19 protein-coding genes are annotated in these 23,587 nt (G+C 40.8%); 3 read left to right on the forward strand and 16 right to left on the reverse strand.

The window, feature by feature from the left end; translation table 11 throughout:
- The first annotated feature begins 121 nt into the window (after nucleotides 1–121).
- Entirely contained in the window at nucleotides 122–1,750 is a 1,629-nt protein-coding gene (locus tag JWG45_RS17315) for a phage portal family protein (RefSeq protein WP_205280880.1), read from the forward strand.
- Nucleotides 1,751–1,762: 12 nt separating this feature from the next.
- Here JWG45_RS17315 and JWG45_RS17320 read toward each other — a convergent pair whose 3' ends face one another.
- From JWG45_RS17320 to JWG45_RS17345, 6 genes are read right to left on the reverse strand one after another with little or no spacing between them, the layout of a single operon-like run.
- The gene (locus JWG45_RS17320) at nucleotides 1,763–2,863 is read right to left on the reverse strand and encodes a PQQ-binding-like beta-propeller repeat protein (protein WP_205280881.1); all 1,101 of its coding nucleotides are present in this window, start codon (nucleotides 2,861–2,863) and stop codon (nucleotides 1,763–1,765) included.
- Between the two features lie 5 nt (nucleotides 2,864–2,868).
- Nucleotides 2,869–4,233 carry a hypothetical protein gene (locus JWG45_RS17325; protein ID WP_205280882.1) on the reverse strand — a complete coding sequence of 455 codons (1,365 nt, stop codon included), beginning with the start codon at nucleotides 4,231–4,233 and terminating at the stop codon, nucleotides 2,869–2,871.
- On the reverse strand, nucleotides 4,230–5,741 hold the full coding sequence (locus JWG45_RS17330; protein ID WP_205280883.1) for a hypothetical protein: 1,512 nt from the start codon (nucleotides 5,739–5,741) through the stop codon (nucleotides 4,230–4,232). Before JWG45_RS17330 ends, JWG45_RS17325 begins: the two co-directional genes overlap by 4 nt.
- Nucleotides 5,742–6,131: a hypothetical protein gene (locus JWG45_RS17335; RefSeq protein ID WP_205280884.1), complete on the reverse strand. Its 390-nt coding sequence runs from the start codon at nucleotides 6,129–6,131 to the stop codon at nucleotides 5,742–5,744.
- A gap of 43 nt (nucleotides 6,132–6,174) precedes the next feature.
- Nucleotides 6,175–7,887 (reverse strand): hypothetical protein, encoded by a 1,713-nt coding sequence (locus tag JWG45_RS17340; RefSeq protein WP_205280885.1) that lies wholly within the window; start codon nucleotides 7,885–7,887, stop codon nucleotides 6,175–6,177.
- A 56-nt stretch (nucleotides 7,888–7,943) separates the two neighbouring features.
- On the reverse strand, nucleotides 7,944–8,591 hold the full coding sequence (locus JWG45_RS17345) for a hypothetical protein (protein WP_205280886.1): 648 nt from the start codon (nucleotides 8,589–8,591) through the stop codon (nucleotides 7,944–7,946).
- 304 nt (nucleotides 8,592–8,895) lie between these two features.
- Here JWG45_RS17345 and JWG45_RS17350 point away from each other — a divergent pair, with 304 nt between their 5' ends.
- Together JWG45_RS17350 and JWG45_RS22290 are read left to right on the forward strand one after the other, a co-directional pair.
- Complete coding sequence (locus tag JWG45_RS17350) at nucleotides 8,896–9,579, forward strand: hypothetical protein (protein WP_205280887.1); 684 nt, start codon at nucleotides 8,896–8,898, stop codon at nucleotides 9,577–9,579.
- A 538-nt stretch (nucleotides 9,580–10,117) separates the two neighbouring features.
- Nucleotides 10,118–11,485 carry an LIC10707 family hydrolase gene (locus JWG45_RS22290; RefSeq protein WP_232380743.1) on the forward strand — a complete coding sequence of 456 codons (1,368 nt, stop codon included), beginning with the start codon at nucleotides 10,118–10,120 and terminating at the stop codon, nucleotides 11,483–11,485.
- A 40-nt stretch (nucleotides 11,486–11,525) separates the two neighbouring features.
- On the opposite strand, the gene JWG45_RS17365 is transcribed toward JWG45_RS22290, so the two are convergent.
- From JWG45_RS17365 to JWG45_RS17410, 10 genes are all read right to left on the reverse strand, one after another.
- Entirely contained in the window at nucleotides 11,526–11,957 is a 432-nt protein-coding gene (locus JWG45_RS17365) for a hypothetical protein (protein WP_205280888.1), read from the reverse strand.
- Between the two features lie 3 nt (nucleotides 11,958–11,960).
- The gene (locus JWG45_RS17370; protein ID WP_205280889.1) at nucleotides 11,961–13,769 is read right to left on the reverse strand and encodes a hypothetical protein; all 1,809 of its coding nucleotides are present in this window, start codon (nucleotides 13,767–13,769) and stop codon (nucleotides 11,961–11,963) included.
- Nucleotides 13,770–13,976: 207 nt separating this feature from the next.
- On the reverse strand, nucleotides 13,977–14,753 hold the full coding sequence (locus JWG45_RS17375; protein ID WP_205280890.1) for a hypothetical protein: 777 nt from the start codon (nucleotides 14,751–14,753) through the stop codon (nucleotides 13,977–13,979).
- Between the two features lie 26 nt (nucleotides 14,754–14,779).
- The gene (locus tag JWG45_RS17380; protein ID WP_205280891.1) at nucleotides 14,780–15,523 is read right to left on the reverse strand and encodes a hypothetical protein; all 744 of its coding nucleotides are present in this window, start codon (nucleotides 15,521–15,523) and stop codon (nucleotides 14,780–14,782) included.
- 64 nt (nucleotides 15,524–15,587) lie between these two features.
- Nucleotides 15,588–17,039: a capsid protein gene (locus JWG45_RS17385; RefSeq protein WP_205280892.1), complete on the reverse strand. Its 1,452-nt coding sequence runs from the start codon at nucleotides 17,037–17,039 to the stop codon at nucleotides 15,588–15,590.
- Nucleotides 17,040–17,861 (reverse strand): hypothetical protein, encoded by an 822-nt coding sequence (locus JWG45_RS17390; protein ID WP_205280893.1) that lies wholly within the window; start codon nucleotides 17,859–17,861, stop codon nucleotides 17,040–17,042. It abuts the gene before it with no gap.
- A 3-nt stretch (nucleotides 17,862–17,864) separates the two neighbouring features.
- Nucleotides 17,865–18,788, reverse strand: a complete 924-nt coding sequence (locus tag JWG45_RS17395) for a hypothetical protein (protein WP_205280894.1) — start codon at nucleotides 18,786–18,788, stop codon at nucleotides 17,865–17,867.
- Nucleotides 18,789–18,877: 89 nt separating this feature from the next.
- Nucleotides 18,878–19,093 (reverse strand): hypothetical protein, encoded by a 216-nt coding sequence (locus JWG45_RS17400; protein ID WP_205280895.1) that lies wholly within the window; start codon nucleotides 19,091–19,093, stop codon nucleotides 18,878–18,880.
- 99 nt (nucleotides 19,094–19,192) lie between these two features.
- Entirely contained in the window at nucleotides 19,193–19,528 is a 336-nt protein-coding gene (locus tag JWG45_RS17405) for a hypothetical protein (protein WP_232380745.1), read from the reverse strand.
- A 118-nt stretch (nucleotides 19,529–19,646) separates the two neighbouring features.
- Nucleotides 19,647–23,285 carry an LPD1 domain-containing protein gene (locus JWG45_RS17410; protein ID WP_232380746.1) on the reverse strand — a complete coding sequence of 1,213 codons (3,639 nt, stop codon included), beginning with the start codon at nucleotides 23,283–23,285 and terminating at the stop codon, nucleotides 19,647–19,649.
- Nucleotides 23,286–23,587: the final 302 nt, after the last annotated feature.

Raw genomic sequence — 23,587 nt, forward strand, 5'->3', positions numbered from 1 at the left:
ATATCGGAAAAAGATATTTGTACTCTTAGCCGATAGCGATTTGCGACGAAACCTATTTTTCCCGCCGGAAAAAATCGGAAAAAATAATCCGATAATCCATTTCTTCATAAACTCAAGGCCAATGGTAAAACAGGGAAAAGGCCGGCCGCGCGGAAACGATTACGAAAAGAATTTAGAAAAAAGATTAAGACTCGAACGTTCCAAAGAGGTCGGACTTAAAACTGAAAAGATCAATGAACGCCTTTTACACTTAGCAAAGTCCTGGTTTGGGCAAGTAAATACTCCGGAAGTCGCTGGTCGTAATCCCGTATATAGTTTTGATCAGATGCAACAAATTCGAGACGGGATACAGTTGCGACCGACGTGGAGAATTCCTATTCCCCATCTTCGAAGTGCCAGCTACGGTACATCTTTAATCTCAGCAATCCATACGGTTCGTGTTGAAGACTTGAGTAAGTTTGCACGAATCAGTTCCAAATCCGGTCTTTGGTTTCGAATGGAAGACGAGGACGAAGAAATCACGGCTGAAATCACCGCACAGATGAAACGATGCGGAAAGTGGTTTGATAAAATGGGTGATTTGACACCCGGTTGGGCGAACCGCGATCACTTAGGTTCCGTTTTTGAGATGATGACGAGAGATACTCTCACTATCGATTCAATTGCATTCTTTTTAATTTTTAATCCCTTCGGAAAATTAATCGAAATCAGATATTTGGATCCCGCGTCCATATTTCCAGTTGATCCTGCAAAAGGTTACAGGGGAGATCGTTCTGTCGCGTATGTCCAAATCATCGATGACAATGTAGTCGAAACGTTCGGAGCGAACGAAATTCTCTGGCTCCACAAAAATCATCTTTCAGACGTATCCATGAGAGGATTTGGATTCTCACCATTAGAAGCGTGTATGCTCGATCTAGTCGGTGTCATCAATTCACTCAAATTCAATCGAGATACATTTTCACGACAACATCCTTACGGTTATCTATCGTTCCAAGGTGATATAAGCCAAGAAGCGTTAGAATCTCTTCAACTTCAATGGCAAGAGATGATCTCAGGTCTTGATGATTCTCATCGAATCCCGATCCTCGGAACTTCTGCGGGTGAGGTAAAATGGACTCCACTCAATATTCCAAATGAAATGGTATTTAAGGATCTAATGCAGTGGTGTGTTTCACTCGTTCTTATGGGGCATGGAATGGACCAAGCAGAACTCGGACTCAGGCTCATCGGTTCACAATCATTATCAGAAGCTAATCAGACTGAAAAAAGTAAACACAGTATGACTCGCGCAAAACTCAGTCTTCTTACCTACTTCGAATCTGCTTTTACAAAACTCAAAAATTTCCGCGAAGATGATTTCGGCGGGATAGTTTGTGAATTTAGTGGAAAAGATCCGGAAGATGAAAAGGATAAAGTTCAAAAACAAAAAGACGAAGTTTCAAACTGGAAACTTGTGGATGAAATTCGAATTGCACAAGATGACCCGACAATCGGGGAGACACTTGCCGATCTTTACGGTGTCCCGGTAGAAGATTACAAAATGGCGGGTGCAATTATATTAAATCCAATTTTTCAACAAAATATGATGCAAATCCAGCAAAATGCAATGGGCGCGATGCAAGGAAATGATTATTCTGAAATGGGATATGAAGAAAACGGAGAACAGGACGAGGAAAATCCCGATGATTCGAATTATAATTTCGACGAGGAAGAAGATTTTGAACCGGACAAGGATTTAGTATTTTAAAATATACTTTCATTATGAAAGATTTAACTTTGCGATTCTCAAGCGAGATTGTCCACCAACGTTACTAAAACCGCCCGCAATCCACAAAGTATTTCCATCCAAAGCGTAGGATGTATCGACTGTCGCGTCAGCTCCCCCGGTAGGATACCAAGAAAGAGTTCCAGCAGTTACGGTACTCACAGATGCAATTCGGCTTCTTGCGGCTCCGTTTACAGTTGAAAAGTTTCCGACCAGATACAATGAAGTTCCGTTTAACGCAAGTCCAGTGAGCTGACCTCCGTTTAAATCAGGCAACCATGAAAGTAAAGATCCAGTTGTCGCATCGATCGCGGCGATACCAAACCGAAGAGTGCTGTTTAAAGAGGAGAACGAACCTCCAACGTACACTGTATTGCCATTTCTTACGATAGTATCAACGTAGTTGTTCCCTCCTCCATTTGTTGGATTCCAAGAAAGAACACTCGCAGTCGTTGGATCAAGAGCGGCCAAAAGCACGCGAGATTGACCTCCGACAGATGTAAATCCTCCTCCTATATATAATACTCCACTATTTAGGTACAAAACGTTTAAGTTAAAATTTACTCCACCCGAAGGATACCAAGAAAGAGTTGCTCCTGTATTTGCATCAACTGCACCGATATTTGTTCGCGCGACGCCTCCAATAGAAGTAAATCCTCCCCCAATGTAAAGAGTGGACCCTGAAAGAACTAAACACTTTCCAAACGGACTTCCACCTAGTCCACCTGTCGGATACCAAGACAAGACTGCTCCCGTCGTTGCGTCTAACGCGGCGATTCCGTTACGCGTAGATCCGCCAATGTTTGTAAACGAGCCTGCAACATAAAGAGTGTTACCGCTTAATGCCAATCCATAGATATCGGAATTTGCTCCTCCAGTCGGATACCAAGAAAGGACGGTGCCGGTCGTTGCATCGATTGCGGCTATACGATTTCGAGTTTGTCCTCCAATTGATGTAAAAAGTCCGCCTACAAAGATCGTGTTACCGGATTGAACCATTGCTTTGATATAGTTCCCAACTCCTCCTGTAGGATAAGCTGGATCTAAAGTCGGTTTTGGAACTTGATTTTTAAAAAAACCAAATGGAAGAAACATTCGTTTTAACCCATACTAAGAACAGCGGATCCAAAAATAACGCCGTTGATTTTTATGAATGTATAGATATCTTTTCGAGAAGCGGTAGAAGTCGGAGTTGGGACGGATGCACCTGGCCACAGAAACGTCCCTCCCGACCAAGTTATCGTATATGCAGAACCCGTAGATTCAAAGACTACGTTCACAACTTCGTTTTCGGTTAAATTTGAAATCGTAATAGTCGCGGTACCCCCCGTAATTCTAAAGAGGTTTGCCGTAGAACAATCGATCGTTTTATTTCCTACAGGAAGAAGAGATGTGATTGGAGACGATTGTCTTACATAGTCTGTGATCGTTTTCATTCCGGGAGTATTCAAAGCTCCCGGCTGAGGAATGGATTTTAAACCTGTAGCAGTGCTTGAATCGAAAGCAATTAATTCGTTGTCGGCACCGACTGGAAAAGCAACGAAGTTTCCCGAACCATTCCTGGTTATCAATTGCCCTTTAGAAAGAATCGTTCTTTCTAAAGTATGTTCAAAGTCGATATCTGTTCGAGTTCCTAAAAATGAGGATTGAGGTTGCACTACGTTACCAATTGAAGGATTGGTTGATCCGTAATTTGTAACGTTTAGATTTCCTGAAGCATTACTTTTGATGAGGTTTGGATCAACGTTGCAAAGACCAGATACGGCAAGAATTTGAAGTGTGCGGTTCGCAAGAGAGAATAATGAATTTCCAGGTCCGACGATTTGGGAATTTCGCATAAAGATCGTTAAAGAACCCGTAAAAAAATCGACTCCGTTTGAAGACGTTCCACTGTACTGGATACTCGCATCGATCATAGTAAATGCGTTTGTTCCGGAATTATCGTTAAAGTGGGATGAGAATTTAAGATTTAAACCTCTTATCTCGATCGGCCAAGTGCTGAGTAAAAATCCGGAAGAAAAAGTCACATCGATATAGGTCCCTTTTTTGTATCTTGGAAGAAGTATAAATTCTAAAAAGTTTACGTTATCAACGGGAATTACAATTCCTTGAAGAGAATCATCAAATTGAATGTATTTTAATCCCTGCTTACTTTGAGCTGCGACAATCATAGTTGCCCAATCGTTATATACGTTTCCAGAGGGTGACGTCTCACCGGGTCGAAAGATATAAACGTTTCCGCTTGCGACGACCGGCGGACGTTGACTTCCTGTTAAAAGGCCGTTCGTATCAAGAGTTGCGACCCCGTTTGGAATCCCTTTTGATGAGGTATTTATTTTCGAATTTAAAGATGTTTGTAAATTTGAAAAAGCATCGATTCTCGCACTTGCTTCGGCAGAAACTAGATTGTCCGCGTAGGCTCTCAATGCGTTATCTTTTAAATAATCGTTTTTAAAAGATTTCATTTGTGCTCAACCTTGAATCTTACAGAGCGCGTTTGAAAAAGTCCATTTCCACTAAACTGAATCGATATATTGCCGGAATCGTCATAGTAAATTGTGTTTGAACCGACGGAAGTCGAAGCAGAAAACCATTTCCCACTTCCGTCGCTTATAAAAGCAATCACGGTAAGAATACTATTTCCTAATCCTGTCGCAACACTGCAAAGACCTGCCGCATTCGTCATTCCCTCAAACCAAGAGTTCTTTATGAGTGTGCCGACAACCGCATTTCCTGAACCTACCTGTATTGTGCCGACTAACGCAACATTTTGAAGAACTGTCAAGTCTTGAGTATCCGCGTATTGTTTTACGGCTCTTGCAGAAGGAGCGAGTGAAGTTTCAGTAAAGAGAGGATTATCTGAGATAAAGCCGGTGGAAGGTGATACGTTGTTGTATGCGGGAAGGGAAAGAAAATACCAGCTTCCCCTTTGAGATGAATACGCGAGCTCCCAATACCCTCCGTCTAAATCCAACTGCCAATCTTCGGTTTGATCTTCTATCAATTGACCGTTTCTTAAAACCGTTATCGGATTTGTTCCAGCTACATTCGAAACATCTAAAAATCCAATTACTGTGTTGTCATCGGGATTGAGAGGAAGTGTGATTGAAATCCCTCCCCCGGAGACGTCACACAAAATTCGTTCATATTTTGACGCGGTGTATGCGCTATTTTGCAGAGGGGAGTTTTTTAAAGATCCGAAATTAGTTTTCCATGTCCCGTCACCTGACAAAAATTTCTCTCTGTCAAGAATGAGAGGAGAAGGAACAAGTCCTTTCAGACCGTTAACCGTATCCGTTGCTCCGATGAATGGATCATCCAAAGCAAGCGTTCCATTTTTATCAGGAAGAAAAAAAGTTTTGGCTGCAGTCGCAAGAGAACGAATCACACTTATGATCGAACCATTTGAAATGATTTGAATTCCAGGATTTCCAGAATCATTGGAAAGACCAGGAAAACCATTTACCGAGTTTTTTTCAGTCCTTAATTGATACTGAGGGTGATCGTCTGAAGACGCTAACCCTAAAAGTTGTGAATGTTGTTGGACCCTTGCTGTAGTTTTTAACCACCGCCCTGGATTCGGAAGAACTATATCATTAGGAACGATACTTCTGGTTACATCTTGCGGATCGGGAACTGTGGCAGTTGATTCGGAATCGAATTGGTAGAATGCAAGTTCGTCTTCAACTTCTCGAATTTGTTTATCTTTACGATCGAAAGCGGGAATAGCTCTAAGTTCTGACAAGGATTGAACGGGTAAGTTCCAGTTGGAAAGAACTTGTTCTTTGATCCAATCCAAATTGACTGCATCATTTCCGGACTGTGGCTGGGCGACTCGAAGCGTTCCGAAATCAGAATCGTCTGGAAGACGTATATCCAAACCGGAAGATGATCCTTTTATTTGAGGACCACCCTTTCCGATTCGAACTTGCGCGCCAATTCCCCTTAGTAAGAAATCAAATACAGGATTCATCTATCCCAAGTAAACTTCTACTAAGACTTGATTCGTGTCGTAGGTAGTTGCGACTCTCAAAGAAGAAAGACCTCCAGTCCAAGCCATAAACCCTTGAGGAAGTGGGTGATCTGTCGCGGATCCATTGATACGAACTACAATCGGTGCAGGATCGTCTTTTTTTACCCCGATCGCTGTATCATCGGCGAGATAGGTTCCAAGAATCAGAACATACTTAAATTGAATCCCCGTTGGAATCGGGATCGTTACAAGGTTATCGGATTGTTTAAAGGCTTTGGTAAGTTTTTGAGGTTGTTGGACTTGGAACTCTTGAGCGAATTCTTCCACCTCTCTTTCGATTGCTACGCCTGTTCGATTGAATAATTGAAAAAGAAAACGGTGTATTTCCATTCCGGTATTTTGCGTTGGAATGAAATATCGGAATTTAGATTTGTTATTTCGATCGGACTAAAAGACCGGCGGGGTTTGCAAGTGTCGCAAGTTTTCCAAGACCACCCATCATGTCCCCGAGCGCACCACCGAAATCACCCTTTGCAAGTTTTTCTATCGTTCCAACGAGTGAGGTAATTTGTCCGGAGATAACGGGTATTACAGACTTTTCAATATTTGAAACGGTCGATGCAAGACTTTTCATAGCACCTTTGTTTTCATTGAATAAATCTATCATCGCTTTATTCATATCATATCCGATTTGTGCGGCTTGGGCGCCTACGTCGGTGGCAAAGGTTTCTTTTTTTGCGTTGTCGAGGCTTAGTCCTTTGTTATAGCCCGCCTCAATATTTGAGTTATCAGACTTGATATCGTTGTATCCAAATTTCATTCCAGCCATTTCAGAAAAACTTCCTCCTTGCATTTTATTTAAAAGACCGCGTGTTGTAGCATCCATTCCCCCCATTGCAGAAGACATATATTTTCCAGGATTTAATTCGGATTCTTTGATTGCTTTTATCACGTCTCCTCCGTTGGTTTTTAAGGCTTCCGCCATAGAAAGAGAACCAAACACTCCACCGCCAAACGCACCGCTTCTTCCTTGATCGGAAAGTTGTTCTGAAAGAGCCATTCTTCTCGACGGATCCATATTGATTCCGTCTGTTCTTTGCATACCGGCTGAAAATTTAGCGTAGTCGCTTATATCTCCTGAATATCCTTTTCCTCTTAAATTTTCAGAAATGTTCGCGAGTTTTGAGATATATTCAGATTGTCTTAAACCTTGAAACCCGGATGCCGAAGCTCCACCACGAAGAAAACCGACGTCTGCATTTTTGGAATCTTTTCGAATTGTTTCTAACTCTTTAACTACCTCTGCAATTCCTTTCCCTTGTGAAGCGGCAAATTGCATTGTCGTTTCATCAATCTGATTTCCTTTTCCGTATATGTTTTCACCCGTCACTCGACCCCTTACTACATTTGCTTGTGCGAGCTCTGAGTTTGCGAAGTATCCTCCACCACCTCCAACATAACCGCCAGTTGCACCGATCGTAGAAGCTTGGCTTTGCATAGCAGCGTGATATTGTTCTCCAATTGCAGATATTGTTTTTAAAACTCCTCCCGCAATTGCAAAAGCGGCTCCAGCGATCGGAATCGCGGCTCCCATCAGTGAAAAATTATTTCCTCTAACGGATCCGCCGTCGCCTCCTGATCCTCCCCCTCCTCCGGATCCCGGAAGTCCGGAAAGACCGCCTTTATCAAAATTTGCATGTTGGATTTTGATTTCTGCTTTTTGAAGTTGAATTTGTTTTGCGGAGGTGAGACCTATACCGCTTGAACTCGCGGATGATTCTTCTTCCTCACCATCTTTCTTCTTTTTCTTTTTTCGAAATAGATCGCGAGCGGCTGAAATTTTCTTATCAAAGGTATTAAAGAACCCTCCGCTTTGAGTTTCATCTAAGTCGGATCCATCAGCTCCGACTTTCGAAGCCATTGCACTTCCACCGGCGTATCGGGACGCGGCCTCGAGTTTCTTTTTTTCGGAACTTCCACCACCGCTTCCGCTCCCACTTGATGATCCTTTTTTCTCCGGAACTTTTCCGCGACCGGATACAGGAATTCCTTTCTTTCCCTTTTTAGCAATTCGGTCGTATTCTTTTTCTACTGCTTTAAAGTCAGGCGTTGCCTTGACTTTTATATTTAAAGATTCTTCAGCCATAGAATTTTAATTCGTTTTCGATTCTTTCTAAGAGTTCTTTACGCTTTAATTCTCCTTCACTCCTTAGCATGTCTTGTGAATACCCGGCCTCTGCCTCCAGGATACTGGCCATTGTCGGGCTTATATTCTCTAGGAATTCCATCGGTTTCATCTTCAGTACTTGGCGTTTCTGAGACTTCAGTTTCGCTCTCATGAGAAGTTTCGGAATGTCGAGTCTGGCTGTGGCTTCGAGGATGAATCTCTTTTGTTCGAGAAACAGATTTCCCAGATGTGTGACTCCTTTCGGAAGTATTTTCATCTGGTTCATAAGAAAGAGGTCGAGAAGATTCTCTTCGTCGTTCAGTGCGTCGAGCGTCCCTATTTTTTTTTAACTCTGATTTAAACCAGTTTTCCTTTTTCTCATATTCTTTAAAGAGTCTGATCACAAACTCTTTGTCTCTTATCTGCTCAAAGGTTTGTATATCTGGAATGGGAAAATTTTCGGGGATTTCTTTGATGACGTGGTTTAATGTAGCAATTGCGTAAATATATCCGTAAGTTGTATTCGGAATCGATTCAAGGGACGCGCCATTTAATCTTTTGGCAACCGCGATTTCAATGTCGAGTTCGGTGCTTGGGTCTGCGATATCTGCTTCGAATTTGTAAGAGTCACCTTCATATTTAACGTTTAAAGTAACTCTCTTATTAGGTTCCAGAATTCTCATTCACAGATGATGTAAATTATTTCGATATCGGAGAAGATTACTTTGATCAGAAATAAAAGAGAATAGATTAGATATGGATTTCAAAGTGCATTCGGCAAAAGGGAATTCTAAACAAGAGCCGATCAAATTATAAAGCAATATGAAATAGACCCTATCAAATTCGCAGAGAAATTTATAGATTTAAGAGTTGTTATTTTTTCGCATTTGATACAAAAAAAATATGGTTACTTTCTGAAGACAATTAATTTGACATAAAGCGCACAAAACCCAACTTTGGGATATATTTTTGAAATTTAGGGACAGAATGCGCATTTCTACTAAGTCGGCTAGTTTTCTCTTTACGTTATTTCTCTTTCAAATGAATTGCGGGGACTTTACAGCACCAGACCCTCGGCTACGTAAAAAACAACTCACTCAAAAATTAACCCCTCTTCTCTTAGGGATTCGAAATCCAGATTCTTCGAATCAGAATTCTCCCTCGAATTCAAATTCTTACGATCCAAATGCAAAATATCTCCCAAGTGATGAAGAAATTCATGCGACATTAGAATTGGAAAAGAATTTAGAATCTCAAGAACTTTTAACTCCGGAAGCTCTTCAAAAGACGACGTCCGATTTTTCTTCACTGAATAAATACGTTGTTCTTTCTCCTTCGGAGATCGACGCAGAGGCTCAAGCCTGGAAAAATGGGACTCCTCTTCCTCCCAAAACTCTTACACCGGAAGAACAACAGGCAAGATATGAATCAAAACTGAACCAAATGAATTCTTACTATGGGAGTGCCTTAACTGATGTTCCAAAACTTTCGACTTTACAACTCACTAATTTAAGATCAAATTCTTTCATTGGTATCTTTGCTTATTCTTATCTTCAGGATTATATAACTGAGCTTCCAGACCAGGAAAAACAAATCTTAGAAAAAAATCTGGCCTGGCTAGTTTCTCTTAGAAAAGCGGCGATCGACGAAATTGCGAAAAGGGGTCTTTAAAAATGGTTAAACATAAACATAGTAAGATGATGAAGTTATTGATTATTTTATTTCTTTTTTCAGGGTTATTTTCATGTGATGATAGTAATTCGAGCGAGGGAAGGCGAAATGCTGGACTTGCCTATGCTATTTCCATTTTGCGAACTCCGGATTTTTATTATCCTGAATGTTCAAATATAAATCTTTCAACGCAATTGGCTCTTAGCAATCCCGTAACAATAAATACGAATATTGCCAATAGTTACCAATATAGATATTCTATAAATTCAAGCGGCTTTAAATATAGATTTTCTGTTTCAGCTGATTATCCATCGTGCGCATTGAAATTATCAATCTATAATTGCCAGAATCCCATATTAAATGCTTCTAATTCAATTGTTAATTGTGATCTAGGTAACTATTCTACGTTTATATCAGGAGGAACTCAAACTTGCAATATTCCTTCATTCACAAATGGCACTACGATAATTAATATAAATACGGTTTCATTCAGCTCTCCCTCTAATCCTTGCCAAAATTTTACTTTTGAGGTTTTACCTTGAGAAAGAACATTTTACTAATTTTTGTAAGCTCATTTATTCTTTTAAGTAATGCCCTAACGGCTCAGCCGTTTTCTGGGATTCCAGATCTAACAGATTGTAAAACTATCAATAAATATTCAAACCCTACTCAGGCGTCTCCCGATCCTTCAAACCCTCTTTATTACTCCAAGACAACGGTAACGTTCTTTGGTGATAGTCGAATCGATTTTGCAAACGCTCTTCCAAAAGGATACGATGCTGCAATCTATTATTTTCCGGGTTTGACCAATGGTGATTATCCTGGAAAGAAATTTTCATTGGGACTATTTTACGGTGCATCTAGTTTGGATTTTTATTTAGGAACTGATTCTTCTTGGAACATTCAAAACTTAGGACATGGTGGAGATAATTCAGCCGGGTTATTAGAATATTTGAAAACTTGCTTAACAAACACTAACCATATAATTGCTCCAAATGTTGCCTTTGAAATTGGAGGAAATGACTATTTGAATAATTTCCTCATGTTAGTTTTGATGCCCTGGCATTCTCAAGAATATGTAAATCGAGCTTTGAACAATATTGAAAGAGCAATCACAAGGCTTTATCAAGTAAGAAAGAATGTGTTAATCATCGGAAATTATCCAGCTATAGCATGGTCCGCCCAAAGAGGTTTGCCAAAGGATAATGTTTTTTCTTTTGAAGGATTGAATTTCAAATACCAAGCGATTCTTCAAGGTTTTGGGATTTCTGATCAAGTCACCTTTAAAAATGAACTGAATAATATGAAACCGATATTAAGTAACGCGATGATCACTTATGGAGGAATTACAGCCCTTTCTGATTTAATGAGCGGAATTGCAATCGGAGGAGCTGGATATCTATTGAATCCATCCCAAAGCGGGACTTGTTTTGGATCGAATGTTCCCTCAAATGGACCTATGCCAGCTTACTATTGTTGGATAGCTGGAAATTTCTCCGCAATGGGAACTTTTCCTTCTTTTCTTATGGGAATTCAAGAAAGTGCATATCCGGAAATTCAGACAAGAAGGAAACCTTATTTTCAAGCTCAAGGATTAACATTGGAATATCTTCGTCTTTGGGAAGCTTTTGTGAACCCATCGACATTAGAACCTTGGGTTGTAAATGACTCACTCATGGGAGACATTGTCCATCCAAATGCGATTGGATTCACTGTTTGGGGTTATCACGTTTCCTCTAAAATCAAAAGTTTAGGTTGGCACCTTCCAAAAAGTCCTCCTGTGACTCCCCCGCCACCTCCTCCGACAGATACCGGTGGTGAAAATACAGGAAGAATAGAACCTGGTCCAATTTCTGATTGGGATTTGATATTACTCTGTTTTCTTTTCGGGATTTGCCATCTCTGAAGCTTTTTGATCCCAATCTATGGAACCATTCATAATACATTCAATTGAATGCTTCCATAGGTTCCCAATCCATAAGTTCAAATTCGATTTCTCTTCCGGAGAATTCATTGTTGTTTAACCCGAAACCGTCCGTGTTTACGGCTCCCGTGAGAAGACCAACTCGTTTTCCGGAAGTTTTGTCTATGACTAAAATATCATAGAGATCATCCGCGTGTTCATCGCTATGAGTATCAATCACGACGACTCCTTCGACCGGCGTTCTAAGGATATGAAACTCACCTGACGCTGTTCCTTGCCAAGCAAGAGACTTTAATCCTCTGGGTTTTCTGTATCCGAGTGCTTGAATTCTTTCAACGTTATTGTTTACGTTCACTCGTAACGATTTCATAAAACCGACAGCTTGACCGTTTATTTTAACGATTGCGTCGTTACCTGTGAGAACTGCCGGGTTCGGTCGTGCGCTCTTAGCCATCTATTAACCTCCGTTGTTCGTTCCGCGAACAACGTCCAAATTGACTAGAAAGAACATGTAATTTACGGGAGTTACGATTTTGCCGTCAGGGAAGACGAAATACACGGCGTCACCGTCACGACGAATATCGAACTTCTCGTCGAAAGCCGGTTCGCCTGTATAGATGTTTCGTGTAAGCCATCCGTATTGCGTAATATATACATTACGAAAACGTTGTGTAACTGCGGTACGAATGTCCGCGTCTGTAAGATTAGTTCCAAGTGCGTCGGGGTCTGTCGGGACTTCGCCAATAAATGTAACGTCAAGCCACTCTCTGAAATCTTTTACGAGAGCAAGGGCCGTACAAACGGTAGACGCTTGGTTTTTAATCAGGTTTTGAGCCTGATATGAGGTCAGACCCATTTCGATCTTGAAAGCCCCGTTGTTTGGCTTTCGAGTGACGATGAGTCCACCCGCTCTTAGAATTTTTTTGATTTGTGTTTTAGAAAGTTTTTCGGGCGCGTCTACGATATTAAGGTCTTTGTAGGTTGCAGTTTCACGTACGTTACCGGATGCTTTGATTGCGTTATGCAAAACGGCAAGCATCCAACCCGGATACGTTTTTAAGGTTATCTTATCAGCCGCGTAACGAGTGATCGGAGAAAAGCCCAAAACCATGTATTCGGAATTGGTGGCTTTGATATCGTCGATTCTTGCATCGACTGATTTCGTTAAGTCTAAGCCTGCCCCACCAAATCTTTCATCAGCCCCGTCCGGAGAATTTCCAAATGCAATTTTATCCGCAAGATAGAGAACAACTGATTGGATTGAAGTGCAGACGTTGACGTAAAAGCCTTTGGAAACTTCCGTATCAAAAACATAATCGATAGCATCGATATAGTCTTGTGCGGTTGCAATCCCTGTAGAACCACCGTTTAGATAGGTGAAGGACGCCATGTCTGCGAGTGGTTTTCTTTCTGGAGTTGCGACAACCTGAGCAAGTCCGTTTCCTAAAAAGAATCTTTCTTGCTGGAAAAGAAGTGACTTCATCGTGACCGGAACCGCTTTTACATCCACGGCATCGGTTAAAGAAAGATAGTCTAGGGTTGAAGTTTTCCGGTCGGGTTGCGAAAGAAGAGTGATCTGATAACCGACACGACTCGAAACATATCCGACGAGTTCTCCAAGCGTTGGATAGTCTTTGATTGGAACGTTTAAGTTTCCGGACCCGTCAGTTGGAGCAGTTCCCGAAAGAGTTACACGGAGTGTATTACCGTCGAAAGATAGAATTGCGTTTTGTCCGTCGCCTACATACTGAATTTGTAATTCGTTTGATTCTAATGGAGAAGAAGTACCGATTCCGTCACTGTCTCCGATTTGAATAATCGTTCCCCCGTTCGTTACTCGAAACCGAATTTGATTTCCTCTCGGACCGGGAACGATTGCTTTTACTGTATTCGTAACCGTAGCAACGATCGATGAGGCGGGAGCACTTGCCGACACGTTCGGGTTTATGTTCAGAGCTTTGATAAGCTGGGGGCCAGCCGTAAAACGAGAATCTTTGGAAGGAGAGAAAGCATTTGAAACTGCGTCTGCTAAATCGCCAGAAAAGAATACTGACTTCGCTTCGTCTGCACCGCTAAATTCTAAAACTCGTTTTGAAGTTTCGAGATTCGTATCTCCGGCATCATATCCGTTATCTGCGGGTCCAATGAGTACGAGAGTATTTAGATCCGGAGAAATTCCTGTACTTTGAGCTTTAACTCGAAAAGCTCCGCGTGCTCCTGGCTGGATGTATCCGCGACCTAGGAATTCTACATCCCTAGTTCCCATGATTTACAGCCCTCCAAATTTCATCGAAGGAGTTGTTACTTTTTGCTTTTAATTCACGAAAAAAGAATTCTCGGAAACGGGGAGTAATCGTTCTTCCAAGTTCTTTTTCTTTTAAGAGAAGAAACTCTTGGGGTGTTTGATTTGTTTTGGGTTTAGTTAAAACTTTCGAATCAACTTTCCCCCTTTGCAAATTTGCGTCTTCTTCCATTAAGGTTTGTCCTCTAACCCGAAGTGGCCTTCCAGACGGGTTTTGCTTCCCGATAAAAATACATCGAAGGAGCGAATATCGGGAAAAAGGAATGAGGGCTTAGTTCGAAAAATTGATTTTGTTTGAACGAGTCTTACTCTGATTTCAAATCCCCAGAAAGGTTCAGAGAAATCGGCTGTACTTAAATTCGGTTCTGTGTCCTCGGGTAGAAAAACGGTAAGTCCTGGATAAAGGACGGGAAGATCATTTGCCATGAGCATTGTCAAGGCAAGAGATGCGTCATAGATCCATTTGTTTGTGTTTCGACCGGCGTTACCTGTCGCAAACCCGCAAATGACTACTTCTGATTCAACGGTGTATTGAAGTTGTTGGAAATTTTTCTTTCGACTGAATTCATCTAAGAAAGCTTTTGTTGAAAGGCGTTGGCTTTCAGGTAGTTCTGAAATCTCGGTTAAATATTTTCGAAAGGACTCTGAATTCTTAAAGTGATGTTCGTTTAATCCTAAAAATTGAGTATTTCGATCTGTCGTACATTCGATACCTATTTTCGGAAATTTTGAATTCGGACCAGTATTCGAAACTCCTTCTTGATAAAGCGGATGACCGTGTTCGATTGGAACATCAATATTTCGTAGTGCAAGACCTGTGAGTGGTAAAGAGTTACGAAAATATTCTACAACCGTATCTTCCGGAGGAGCTGGATACGTGATTAGGATAGCTCCCCGATCGCGTCCGTCTTGTTGTCTTGCTTCCTCTTCCCGAAGACTTGTATCCATTCACCCGGATCATAGAGTGAAACGGATTATCGGTTCTTTTTTTTACTGAGTAGTTCTAAAATCAGATTTTTGGTATCTAAGGCAACGGCTTGTTTTAGAGTTTTTGATTTTAAAGCCGATTTCACATCTTCTTTGATTCCAGCTATAATTTTTTGAGCAGGTATCGCCGGTTGAAAGAAGTCGCGACTTTTTTCTGTTACCACAACGAACTTTACAAAGGATCTTTGAACGGTTCCATTTTTGTATTTTTGCTCTCTTGCAAATACGTTTCCTTTACCTGTCATTCCAGGATCTTGCCTGTATTTGTACCGGTTTCTTGTTACCATTTGTCCGTGAGCGTTTTCCTCTTTAAAAGTTCCAGTTTTAATGATCACAGAATTGATTGATTTGTTTTTTGGGCTTATAGGCGTTCCATTTTCATTCTTAGTAATCGGAACGATTACATAGGGACCGTTCTCACCCATTCTCGCACGACTTCCACCAAGAAGTGAAGGACGCATATCATAACGACCTCTACCTCTTTCGATGACCGCCATATAGTTATACTTTCCCTTATTCGGATGATACACTTGAAATCCTCCCGGAATAGGACGGATTAAAATTCCTCCCCCTCCTCCCGGTCGATTGGACATTGCCATTCGTCCCCACCAGCTTGGTTTTGCGGCGAGTGTATTGTTCGTCCAGGCTTCTTGAGTCGCCTTTGCGATTCGATTTAGAACGAATCGCGTTCTTGGGAATTTTCCTTGTTCAAATAGTTGTTCGTAGTTCATACAAAAAAGGGGTAGAAGACTCTACCCCTTTGAAATGTTTCCAAATGTTATTCGAGTTTAATCTTTAGAGTCTTACTGGAACGTTCGTAAAGACCCGGAACTTGTCTTCCGCGAGAATTTGAAGAACACTATAGTTTTCAACAATTCCAAGACGAGAACGTAAAGCTCCACCCGCTCCGTAAGGGAAAAGGGTTTTTGTATATCCCAAGAGTTCAGTCAAGACGAGAGTTCTTGTATCGTCACTTGCCGACTTAGAATTAAAATCTCCCATCACCATGATTGTGGTTCCGGGCAAATCTTCGTTTAAATCTTGTACGATTGTAGTCGGACCCGCAGTGTTCTTCTTTACCTCTCTCATGTAACGGATGAGTGAAGAATTCGGTCCCGTTTCACGAAAAATCACATACCTGGTTTCAGGAACTCCACCTGTTCCCGGAGTGATCGTAAGTTCAGCGGCTCCTCCGTTTGGAATTGCAATACTTTGTTCGTTACACGCTTTGGACCAATGTCTAAAATCTCCGGCAGAGACCCTGTATTTGTAGGTTCCTACATACGATCCGGTAAAAAGTGAACCTGGAACAGAAGGTAAAGACGCGATCGAAAACGATGGAGTCGCGGGTGCATCTGTTTCACTTGTTGCCCCTTCCACCCAAGTCCCAACTTGGTCGTGTCTCATCGGAACACCCCATTCATGACGATCGAGCCAAATATCGTCGTCAAAAAGAATAATGTTGTCTTTGGCGTTTGAATCCGCGACACCATGTACGATATTCGAAAGCGACGTGTTACCAGGAGACTGATTGTTATTTTGAATTACAATAGCTCCACCTACTCTATCATAATTTTGATCGTAGAGTGCTTTTGTTGCCGGGTGCATTTTTGCATAGTTCACCTGACCGAACTGTTTTGTTCTCACTTGAGAACTATAGTATTTCATTTCATCGACAGCGGGTAACGCACCTCTGCAATCGGTATAGAAATTTTTACCCAAAGACTTGACTTGTGTTTCAAATCCGTCTTGTTCGAGTTTATTTAAGTCTTTTTTTCCAAACCAAATTTTTCTCATTTGGTTTTCCATACCGCGCCTAAGTGCGGCATTGGACTGAGTAAGCTCCGGATCTTGTGAGTTGTTTACGGTATCGACTACTTTGTTGAAAGAATATCCTTCCGCAATGTAGTTAATCTCGTTATACAAACGATCAAGTTGCGGATCTCTAAAGGAGGGTTCATCGGACTGTCCGATGTAAGAAGAATTGTACCAACCTCCTCCGTGAGAACGATTTCGGTTGTATTCCACGATTACCTGATTTGTGGTTCTTCTTGGAACTTCTTTTAAGAACTTAAAATCTTTGTCAGTCGAAACGGTTGCTACAAACACTTTGTCGAGTGACTGCATAGACAAAACGGCACCCGAAGAGTTGATATCCACAAAGGGAGTTGCGCCGTTTAACGCCGTGTTTGCTTCGAACGCTTTTTTAATTTCGATCAATTGATCGAGCGTGTGAGGACCGGTCATTTATTTTTGAACCTCTTTGTATTCGTTTATGAATGCTTGAGCGCGGTCGGAAAGTTTCCAGGTAGACTCGAAAAACGCGATGTCTTCTAACTGGCAACGACCAGCTTCGATTCCTTTGATGATAAGATTCCCGATATGATCTCGGTCCTTACCCGTGACTTGCCCTCCTTCCTTTGTGGGATCGTTTGTTTTTTGAATTTTAGAAGTGACTGGAGTTTTCTCGGTCGCTGGACGATTTGCAAGCGCGCCGATTTCGGATTTTAGAGTTTGAACTTCTTTAGAAAGCTGGGAATTATCTTCCGCAGTATCTAAGAGATGTTCGATTGCGGCCGCTAATGTTTCTTGACCGCTTTTTAGAACTTCTAAGGCGTTTTGAATTTCTGAGATAAATTCAAGGCGAGCTTTTTCGACTTCCTTTTCTTTCTCGGATTCTTCTTCGCTTTTTTTCTTTTTCTTATCCTTTTCTTCTTTCTTGTCATCCTTCTCGGATTCGGTTCCTCCTTCTGCTTCACCTTCTTTACTCTTCTTTTCGGATTCCCCGAGTTCGGATTTTGCGATTTCGTTTCCGTCATTGTCGTCGAAATACGCATCGATCACATCGTCTGCAAAAGAAGCGGCTTCTCCTTCCGAAATCCCTTGAGCAATCGCCCACTCTTTTACTTTATCCGTTTCAGGAACCACACTTCCCGAATCAAGTAACGTAGTTACCTGCGATGCTAAGGTTTGTAAATCAGGAGCTTCTTCTCCGGTTGGTCCGTCTGATTTTTTTACGGGTTTTGATTTTACGCGCTCCTTCAGACGATTGATCGCATCTTGTATCATCGATTATTCTCCACTCAGTTTTAGGAATATCGCGTCGGTGAGATTTTCTAAATCCTCGCCTTCGATGCTGTATTCTGTTTGGAGAACCGAGCGAATCAGGGCGGACCGAATTTCCATTCCTTGATTTCTAACACGATCTGAAATATCGGAGATGATGAGTTCGACAAACCGGTCTTGCGCTTGAGGATCCGATTGAAAGAGTTTTGTTAAGAAGTCGAGTTTGCGTTCGATTCGTAAGAGGCGTTCTAATTCGAAGGATTCTAAATTCTGCGAATCTTCCAGCGAGTCCGATACTCCTTCTAAAATACTCTTCTCAATGTCTCGAAGAAATATCGCGCCCTTTATCAATTGAACCGAGGTATCTGGATTTATTACTTCTTGGAGTGGCGCGATCGCACATTTACGAAGAAGAATTTTGCGAATCGTCTTTCCTTGATAGTCTTGAGGTCTCGCGAATCCGGAAACGGAAGCTCCCCAACCTTGGAATCCAGCTTGAAGACCTTTTCGAATTTCCTCTGCGAATTTGTTTCCGGGAAAAAGTCTTCCGAGGATATATAGTCCGTCGTCTTTGATTCCGTAGTGAGTCGGAAAATCTTCTTTTAACCCGATTTGTTCGGGTGCGCCAATGATCGCTTCTGCTTTCGATTTTTGTAAATCGACTAAGAGAGATCCGGTTAGCTTTCCCTCTTTTTTTAGGTCTCGAATCTCTTTATCGATATGATCGGTTAAATGGTTAAAATCGAAATATCCTTGAGAGGTAAACTCCGAACGCATCGAAGGATCCGCGTAGGCAGATTTAAGAATGACTTCACCTTGTCTGTCTTCTCGTTCCGAAGACGCTTTGACAAGAATCTTTATTGCGCCAGTCCGATCCTCCGGAGTGGCTTTCATTATTTGGAAAGGATGAAGAAATTGGGTCTCTGACATAGAGACTCTTGTATTGGAAAACTAAAAATCGGAAGGGGAAATCTGTACGAAGTAAGTATTAGGCTTGAACTACATGGAAACTATTTTCTCTATTTTTTTGCTACAAAATCTCCTCGTAGAAACTTAAAAAGAACTCGCAGATAACTACAATTATACTCAATAAAAAGCCATCCTTCCTCGCTTACGGGGAAGAGCAATGGTATATAACGAAAAATACCAGCAACAAACCATTCTCCGTTTTCCTGCCAACCATACATCGGAAACCCCATATAAAAGAGCTTTTTAATTTCCCTATTTGAATTCAAAATTTGCACCTAAGCGAGTGATAAGAATCCTTGTTTTTCTAATATTGTCAAGTTCGTACTTTCTGAAATTCCCGTAATAAATCTCAGAATTATAAATGCTTATGGATCTGAGACTAAAAGATAAACCCGCAATTTCCCAACCGAACAACCATTAGGACTCCAATATACTCGGGCCTGAGAAAGCGCCGAAATTGTATCAAATGCAAATCCTAAGAATATTCCTGGGATGGACAGATCAGTTCCCCCAGGATCGAGCCATTTGTCTGAAAGGATAGTATCCCCTACTGTTAGGTTTGGTGAGCCGTTAAAAGGGATTAAAACTCTTACAAAAACTTGAACAACGATGGAATTAACCTGTAAAATATCTCCTAAGTTTATCGTGCCGGCCGCGTTAGAAAAATCTATTTCGGCTTCTGCCACGTTCAACTTTTTCAATCGGTTATCCTCCGGAAAATCGTCAAAAGTAAATGGACCAAGGAAAGTTGGCATCGAATTAATTCATAATCACCTCTCTAAATCGGAGAAGAGGAATCTTATTTCCCGTTCTATTCCTTCATTTCTTTGCCTTTTTCACAATGTCGCTGATAGTCAGATAATTTTCCAAAATGGATGAAATACGAGGGGAATTAGAGTCGAAGGATTTTTCCACATGTTTCACTTTTTTTAAGTCATTCATAAATTCATCGAAAGCTAAATTGATTCTTACTCTTTCTTCGCCTTGCGGAAACATGATTAATTGATATTGATCTGGAGGGACAGAACCAAGATCCTCCACTGAAGTTGGGCTAACTAAATAGTTATTAATCATGTTCTTATTTGAAAGTTTATCATCTACATAAGATTCAAATGCTCTTGCAAAGAGTTCGTAAGACTTTGATAATTCTTTAACCCCGGTTTGAACTGCCTTTGAATAAAAGGAAGTTTTTTTCCCATCTGGATTTACTTGCATCACTTCTAATAATTTTCGCGCTTCCTTTGCCAAAGGTCCGTCTGTTCCGGAACTAATAAAGTATTCATGATTTCTCGAATATTCTAATCCAGAAGCAAAATGATCTAAGAAATGACCAAATTCATGGGCAATAGATCCATCACCTTTAGTTTTTGTAATATTAATGATTTTATAACCGGGTTCGTAATGTGCGGTTTGACCTGGTTTCCCACGAGCTCCGAAAGCCATACTTAATCCGCTTTTTTCAACGGTTTTATGAATATCTATTTCGAGAGCATCTTCCAAGTCTTTTAAAGCGGAAACGAATCTAGTAATATGATCTCTGGAAGAAACATCGTCCATGTAATTGCCAAATTGAACGGATTTGAATCCCCAAAACTTAGTAAGTCCTTCCGTGGAGATTTCGTTTTCATGAATTGTCCGACCATTTTGACGGATCATTACATCTAAGGGCGATCTTCGAGGAGTTTTGTTTTGAATGGTTTTTGGAACGTCGGATTTACTTTTTTCTGTCCACGACCAATCTGAATCTCGAACTCTGTTTTTTGGAGTCTCAGCCCATTTTTCCCTCGAAGGAGGAAATTTTGGAGTTAGGAGATCTTTATATTTATTTTCAGCCTGAATTTTACGTTCGGGATCGTTTCTATAATTATCTTTAAAGAATTTTTCAAAAGTAGGATACCTTTTTTGGAAGTCGGCTATTAATTCTCTGTTACGAATTTCGAATTGTTTTTGGAATTTCTCATAACGAGTAGTTGCTTCTTCTTCCGTCAAAGGATTGTACAACCCAGCCTGATTCCAAGCATTGAGTCCCGCTTCCGATCTTTTGTGAAGCATATTGAATAGCTTATCACCAAATACACTTCCAAAAACGATTAGTTCCGGATCCTTCTTCGATTGAAATGCGGACTTCTTTACAAAAGCATCTGCTTCCTTCCGAATAGGACCAATATCTTTTAAAGTTCCACTTAGTATTTTTTCAACCAATACTTCTGCACCGGGAACGATCGACGCTATTCGATCGAGATACTTGCTTTTTATTTCTCCGATTGAATTTGAATTAAAATTTGGATCTGAAATTTCTCTGCGTAGGGAAGACAATTCCGTAGTTAATTTTCCAAATTGACTGTAAGTTGATATTTCATAAAAGGAATACGCATAATCTTCTATCTCATTGAGTGTTTTGGCGTTTAAGATTGGAGTTATTAATTTATTCAGTAATTGAACATACTTCCGTCGCGCGTATTCTGAATCTACGGGCTTAGATGCTATTGACTCATACAATTTTGATTTAAGATAAACAAGACCTGGCTCCTCTCCTCTGTCTTTATAAACCTTAAAATCGAAAGCAGGTAAGACTCTTTCTTTTTTTACAACTCGTTCTGCGGTTACAGGATCAAGACTTTCAATTTCGGAAAGGGATAAAATTTTTGATAAGGCGGCGAGTTCTTTCTTGGAACCTGGAATTCTCTCGTTAGTATCCTTAAACTCCTTATTTTTCTCTCTTTCGTCGAGTAAAGGTTGAACGTGATCTCGAGTGATTTCCTTTTTTGCCAATTTCACGATCTCACGAATTTTTTCTTTGTATGAATCTTTTTTAAAGTTTGGATTTTGTGGAAGGATTTTTTCCTTAAATTCAGAAATTGGATTTGTATCGTGTTTTCCTTTAGCATTTTGATTTCCTATCATCGCTTGAGAAAGTGTATTCGAATCCGCCGGTTTTACGATTTTTTCATATTCTTCAGGTTCGGAAAAATACTTCTGGTATAGACGTTTTGACCTTTTCCCTTGATCGATCGCTTCTGTCTTTGTTTTAAAGAGCAAAGGCCAATCACCAAGTTTATCTCCATCAATCGGAAATTTTAAAGTCCAATCTTTAGAATTACTCGCAACTCCACGATTGGAAACATTCAATTCCGGTTGATAGCTATCGAGGAAGGTACGTGAAATCCCCCCATTCATATTTTTTTCATACAAAATATCGTCTGAATGTTTTGTTAGAGTGACTAATCGAGTAGAAACTCCGGTTTGTCTGAAAGAATCCTTACCTTTAAACGATCCTTCGGGTAACTTTTCAGAAGCTCCTCCTTTTTCAGAAAGCCATTCACGAAATTCCTGAGATCGATGATCCTGGCGAAAGAATGGACCTTCGGACATGATTGCAACGAGTTTACCACCCGGTTTTAGAAGTGAATACGCGTGCTTGACATGGCGGATATCATTGCCATTCTCAAAGGGTGGATTCATAAGAATTCGATCATATCGTTTATCTACAAAATCTAAAAAATCATCTGCGACTACTGTATATCCTTTTGCTTGTAGAATGTTCTTTAATGAATACACAGGTTCGATAGTATCCGGGTGAATCCCTGTTTCTTCCGTAATCGTTTCGGCTAAATCCCCTTTTCCGGCAGAAGGTTCGAGAACGTCCATTCCTGGTTTTATATCGGCTTCTATGATAAGCCTTTGAGCCAAGGGTTTTGGAGTCGGGAAAAAACCTGGAATTTTACCTCCAATCAAATCTCTTTCCAGATTTCGAATTTCTGCTTTTTTCGGATCGGATCCACCGCTCTTGTTTTTTGCAATGAGTGTGCGGAGATACTGACCGGCTTCATGGACTTGTTCAAATGTGGTAAGCCCGAGTCTCAAAACCGCTAACGCTCTTTCGTTGTAATTTGGATAGGGATTTCCTTTGAAATATAACTCATAAGGATTTCCTTCAATGATTACCGGTTTTTTAGTATTAGGTTTTGCTGGGCGCGCGTATAAACACTGCTCTATTTTATTAATCTTATCCATGAGGCGTTTCAAAGATTCAGCCTCTTCCAGATTCGAAGTATCGATAAATTCAGCCTCGCCGGAAGGTAACGTCCTTTGAACCTTACTTGCTTCTTCTAATTCCGACTTTGAAATCAGTCCGTTTTTATATGCCCAATTTAGGTTATGACCGTAAATTTTATTACTACCTGAAACTGAGATACGGTCCGTTTTTTTTTCTGCAATGAAACGAGGTTCTAGTTTTCGAAACCATACTGATAATTTTTCAGTCAGGGGTTTTTGATCTTGTGTATGTCTCTGGATCCTGTAATTGTCAAGCGACCTAGAAACATTGAGAATTTGTTCGATGTCTTTTTTACTTTTTATTCTTTTGAGATTTTCAGGGAAAGTCCCTAAGCCCACTTCCTCTGCTATTCCCCGTAAAGCAGATTGAATGTCTCGCATCTTCTTTGCGTCTTCATACATAGAATCCGCGATTCTTGCTCTGCGATAGGTTAGGTTTTGTTTTGATATTGGAGGGCTTTCCTTGTTACGAATCGATTCTTCCATCGCATCCGCTAGATTTCTAAATTTTGCAGAAACGACCGCACGTTTAACCGGAGAATCATCTTCGATCGGTTTTGGTTTGTTTTTTTCGTTATATTTGAGTAAGGAATCTGAGATATAATTACGAATTATTTTTAAAACGATGGACGGTTCTTTTTGAACAAGTTTTGAAAGTGCGTCATTGATTTTGACCGATATGGAAGGAGCGATTTGTTTTTTGT

This window comes from Leptospira ainlahdjerensis (genome assembly GCF_016919175.1).
In the GTDB taxonomy this organism is placed as follows: domain Bacteria; phylum Spirochaetota; class Leptospiria; order Leptospirales; family Leptospiraceae; genus Leptospira; species Leptospira ainlahdjerensis.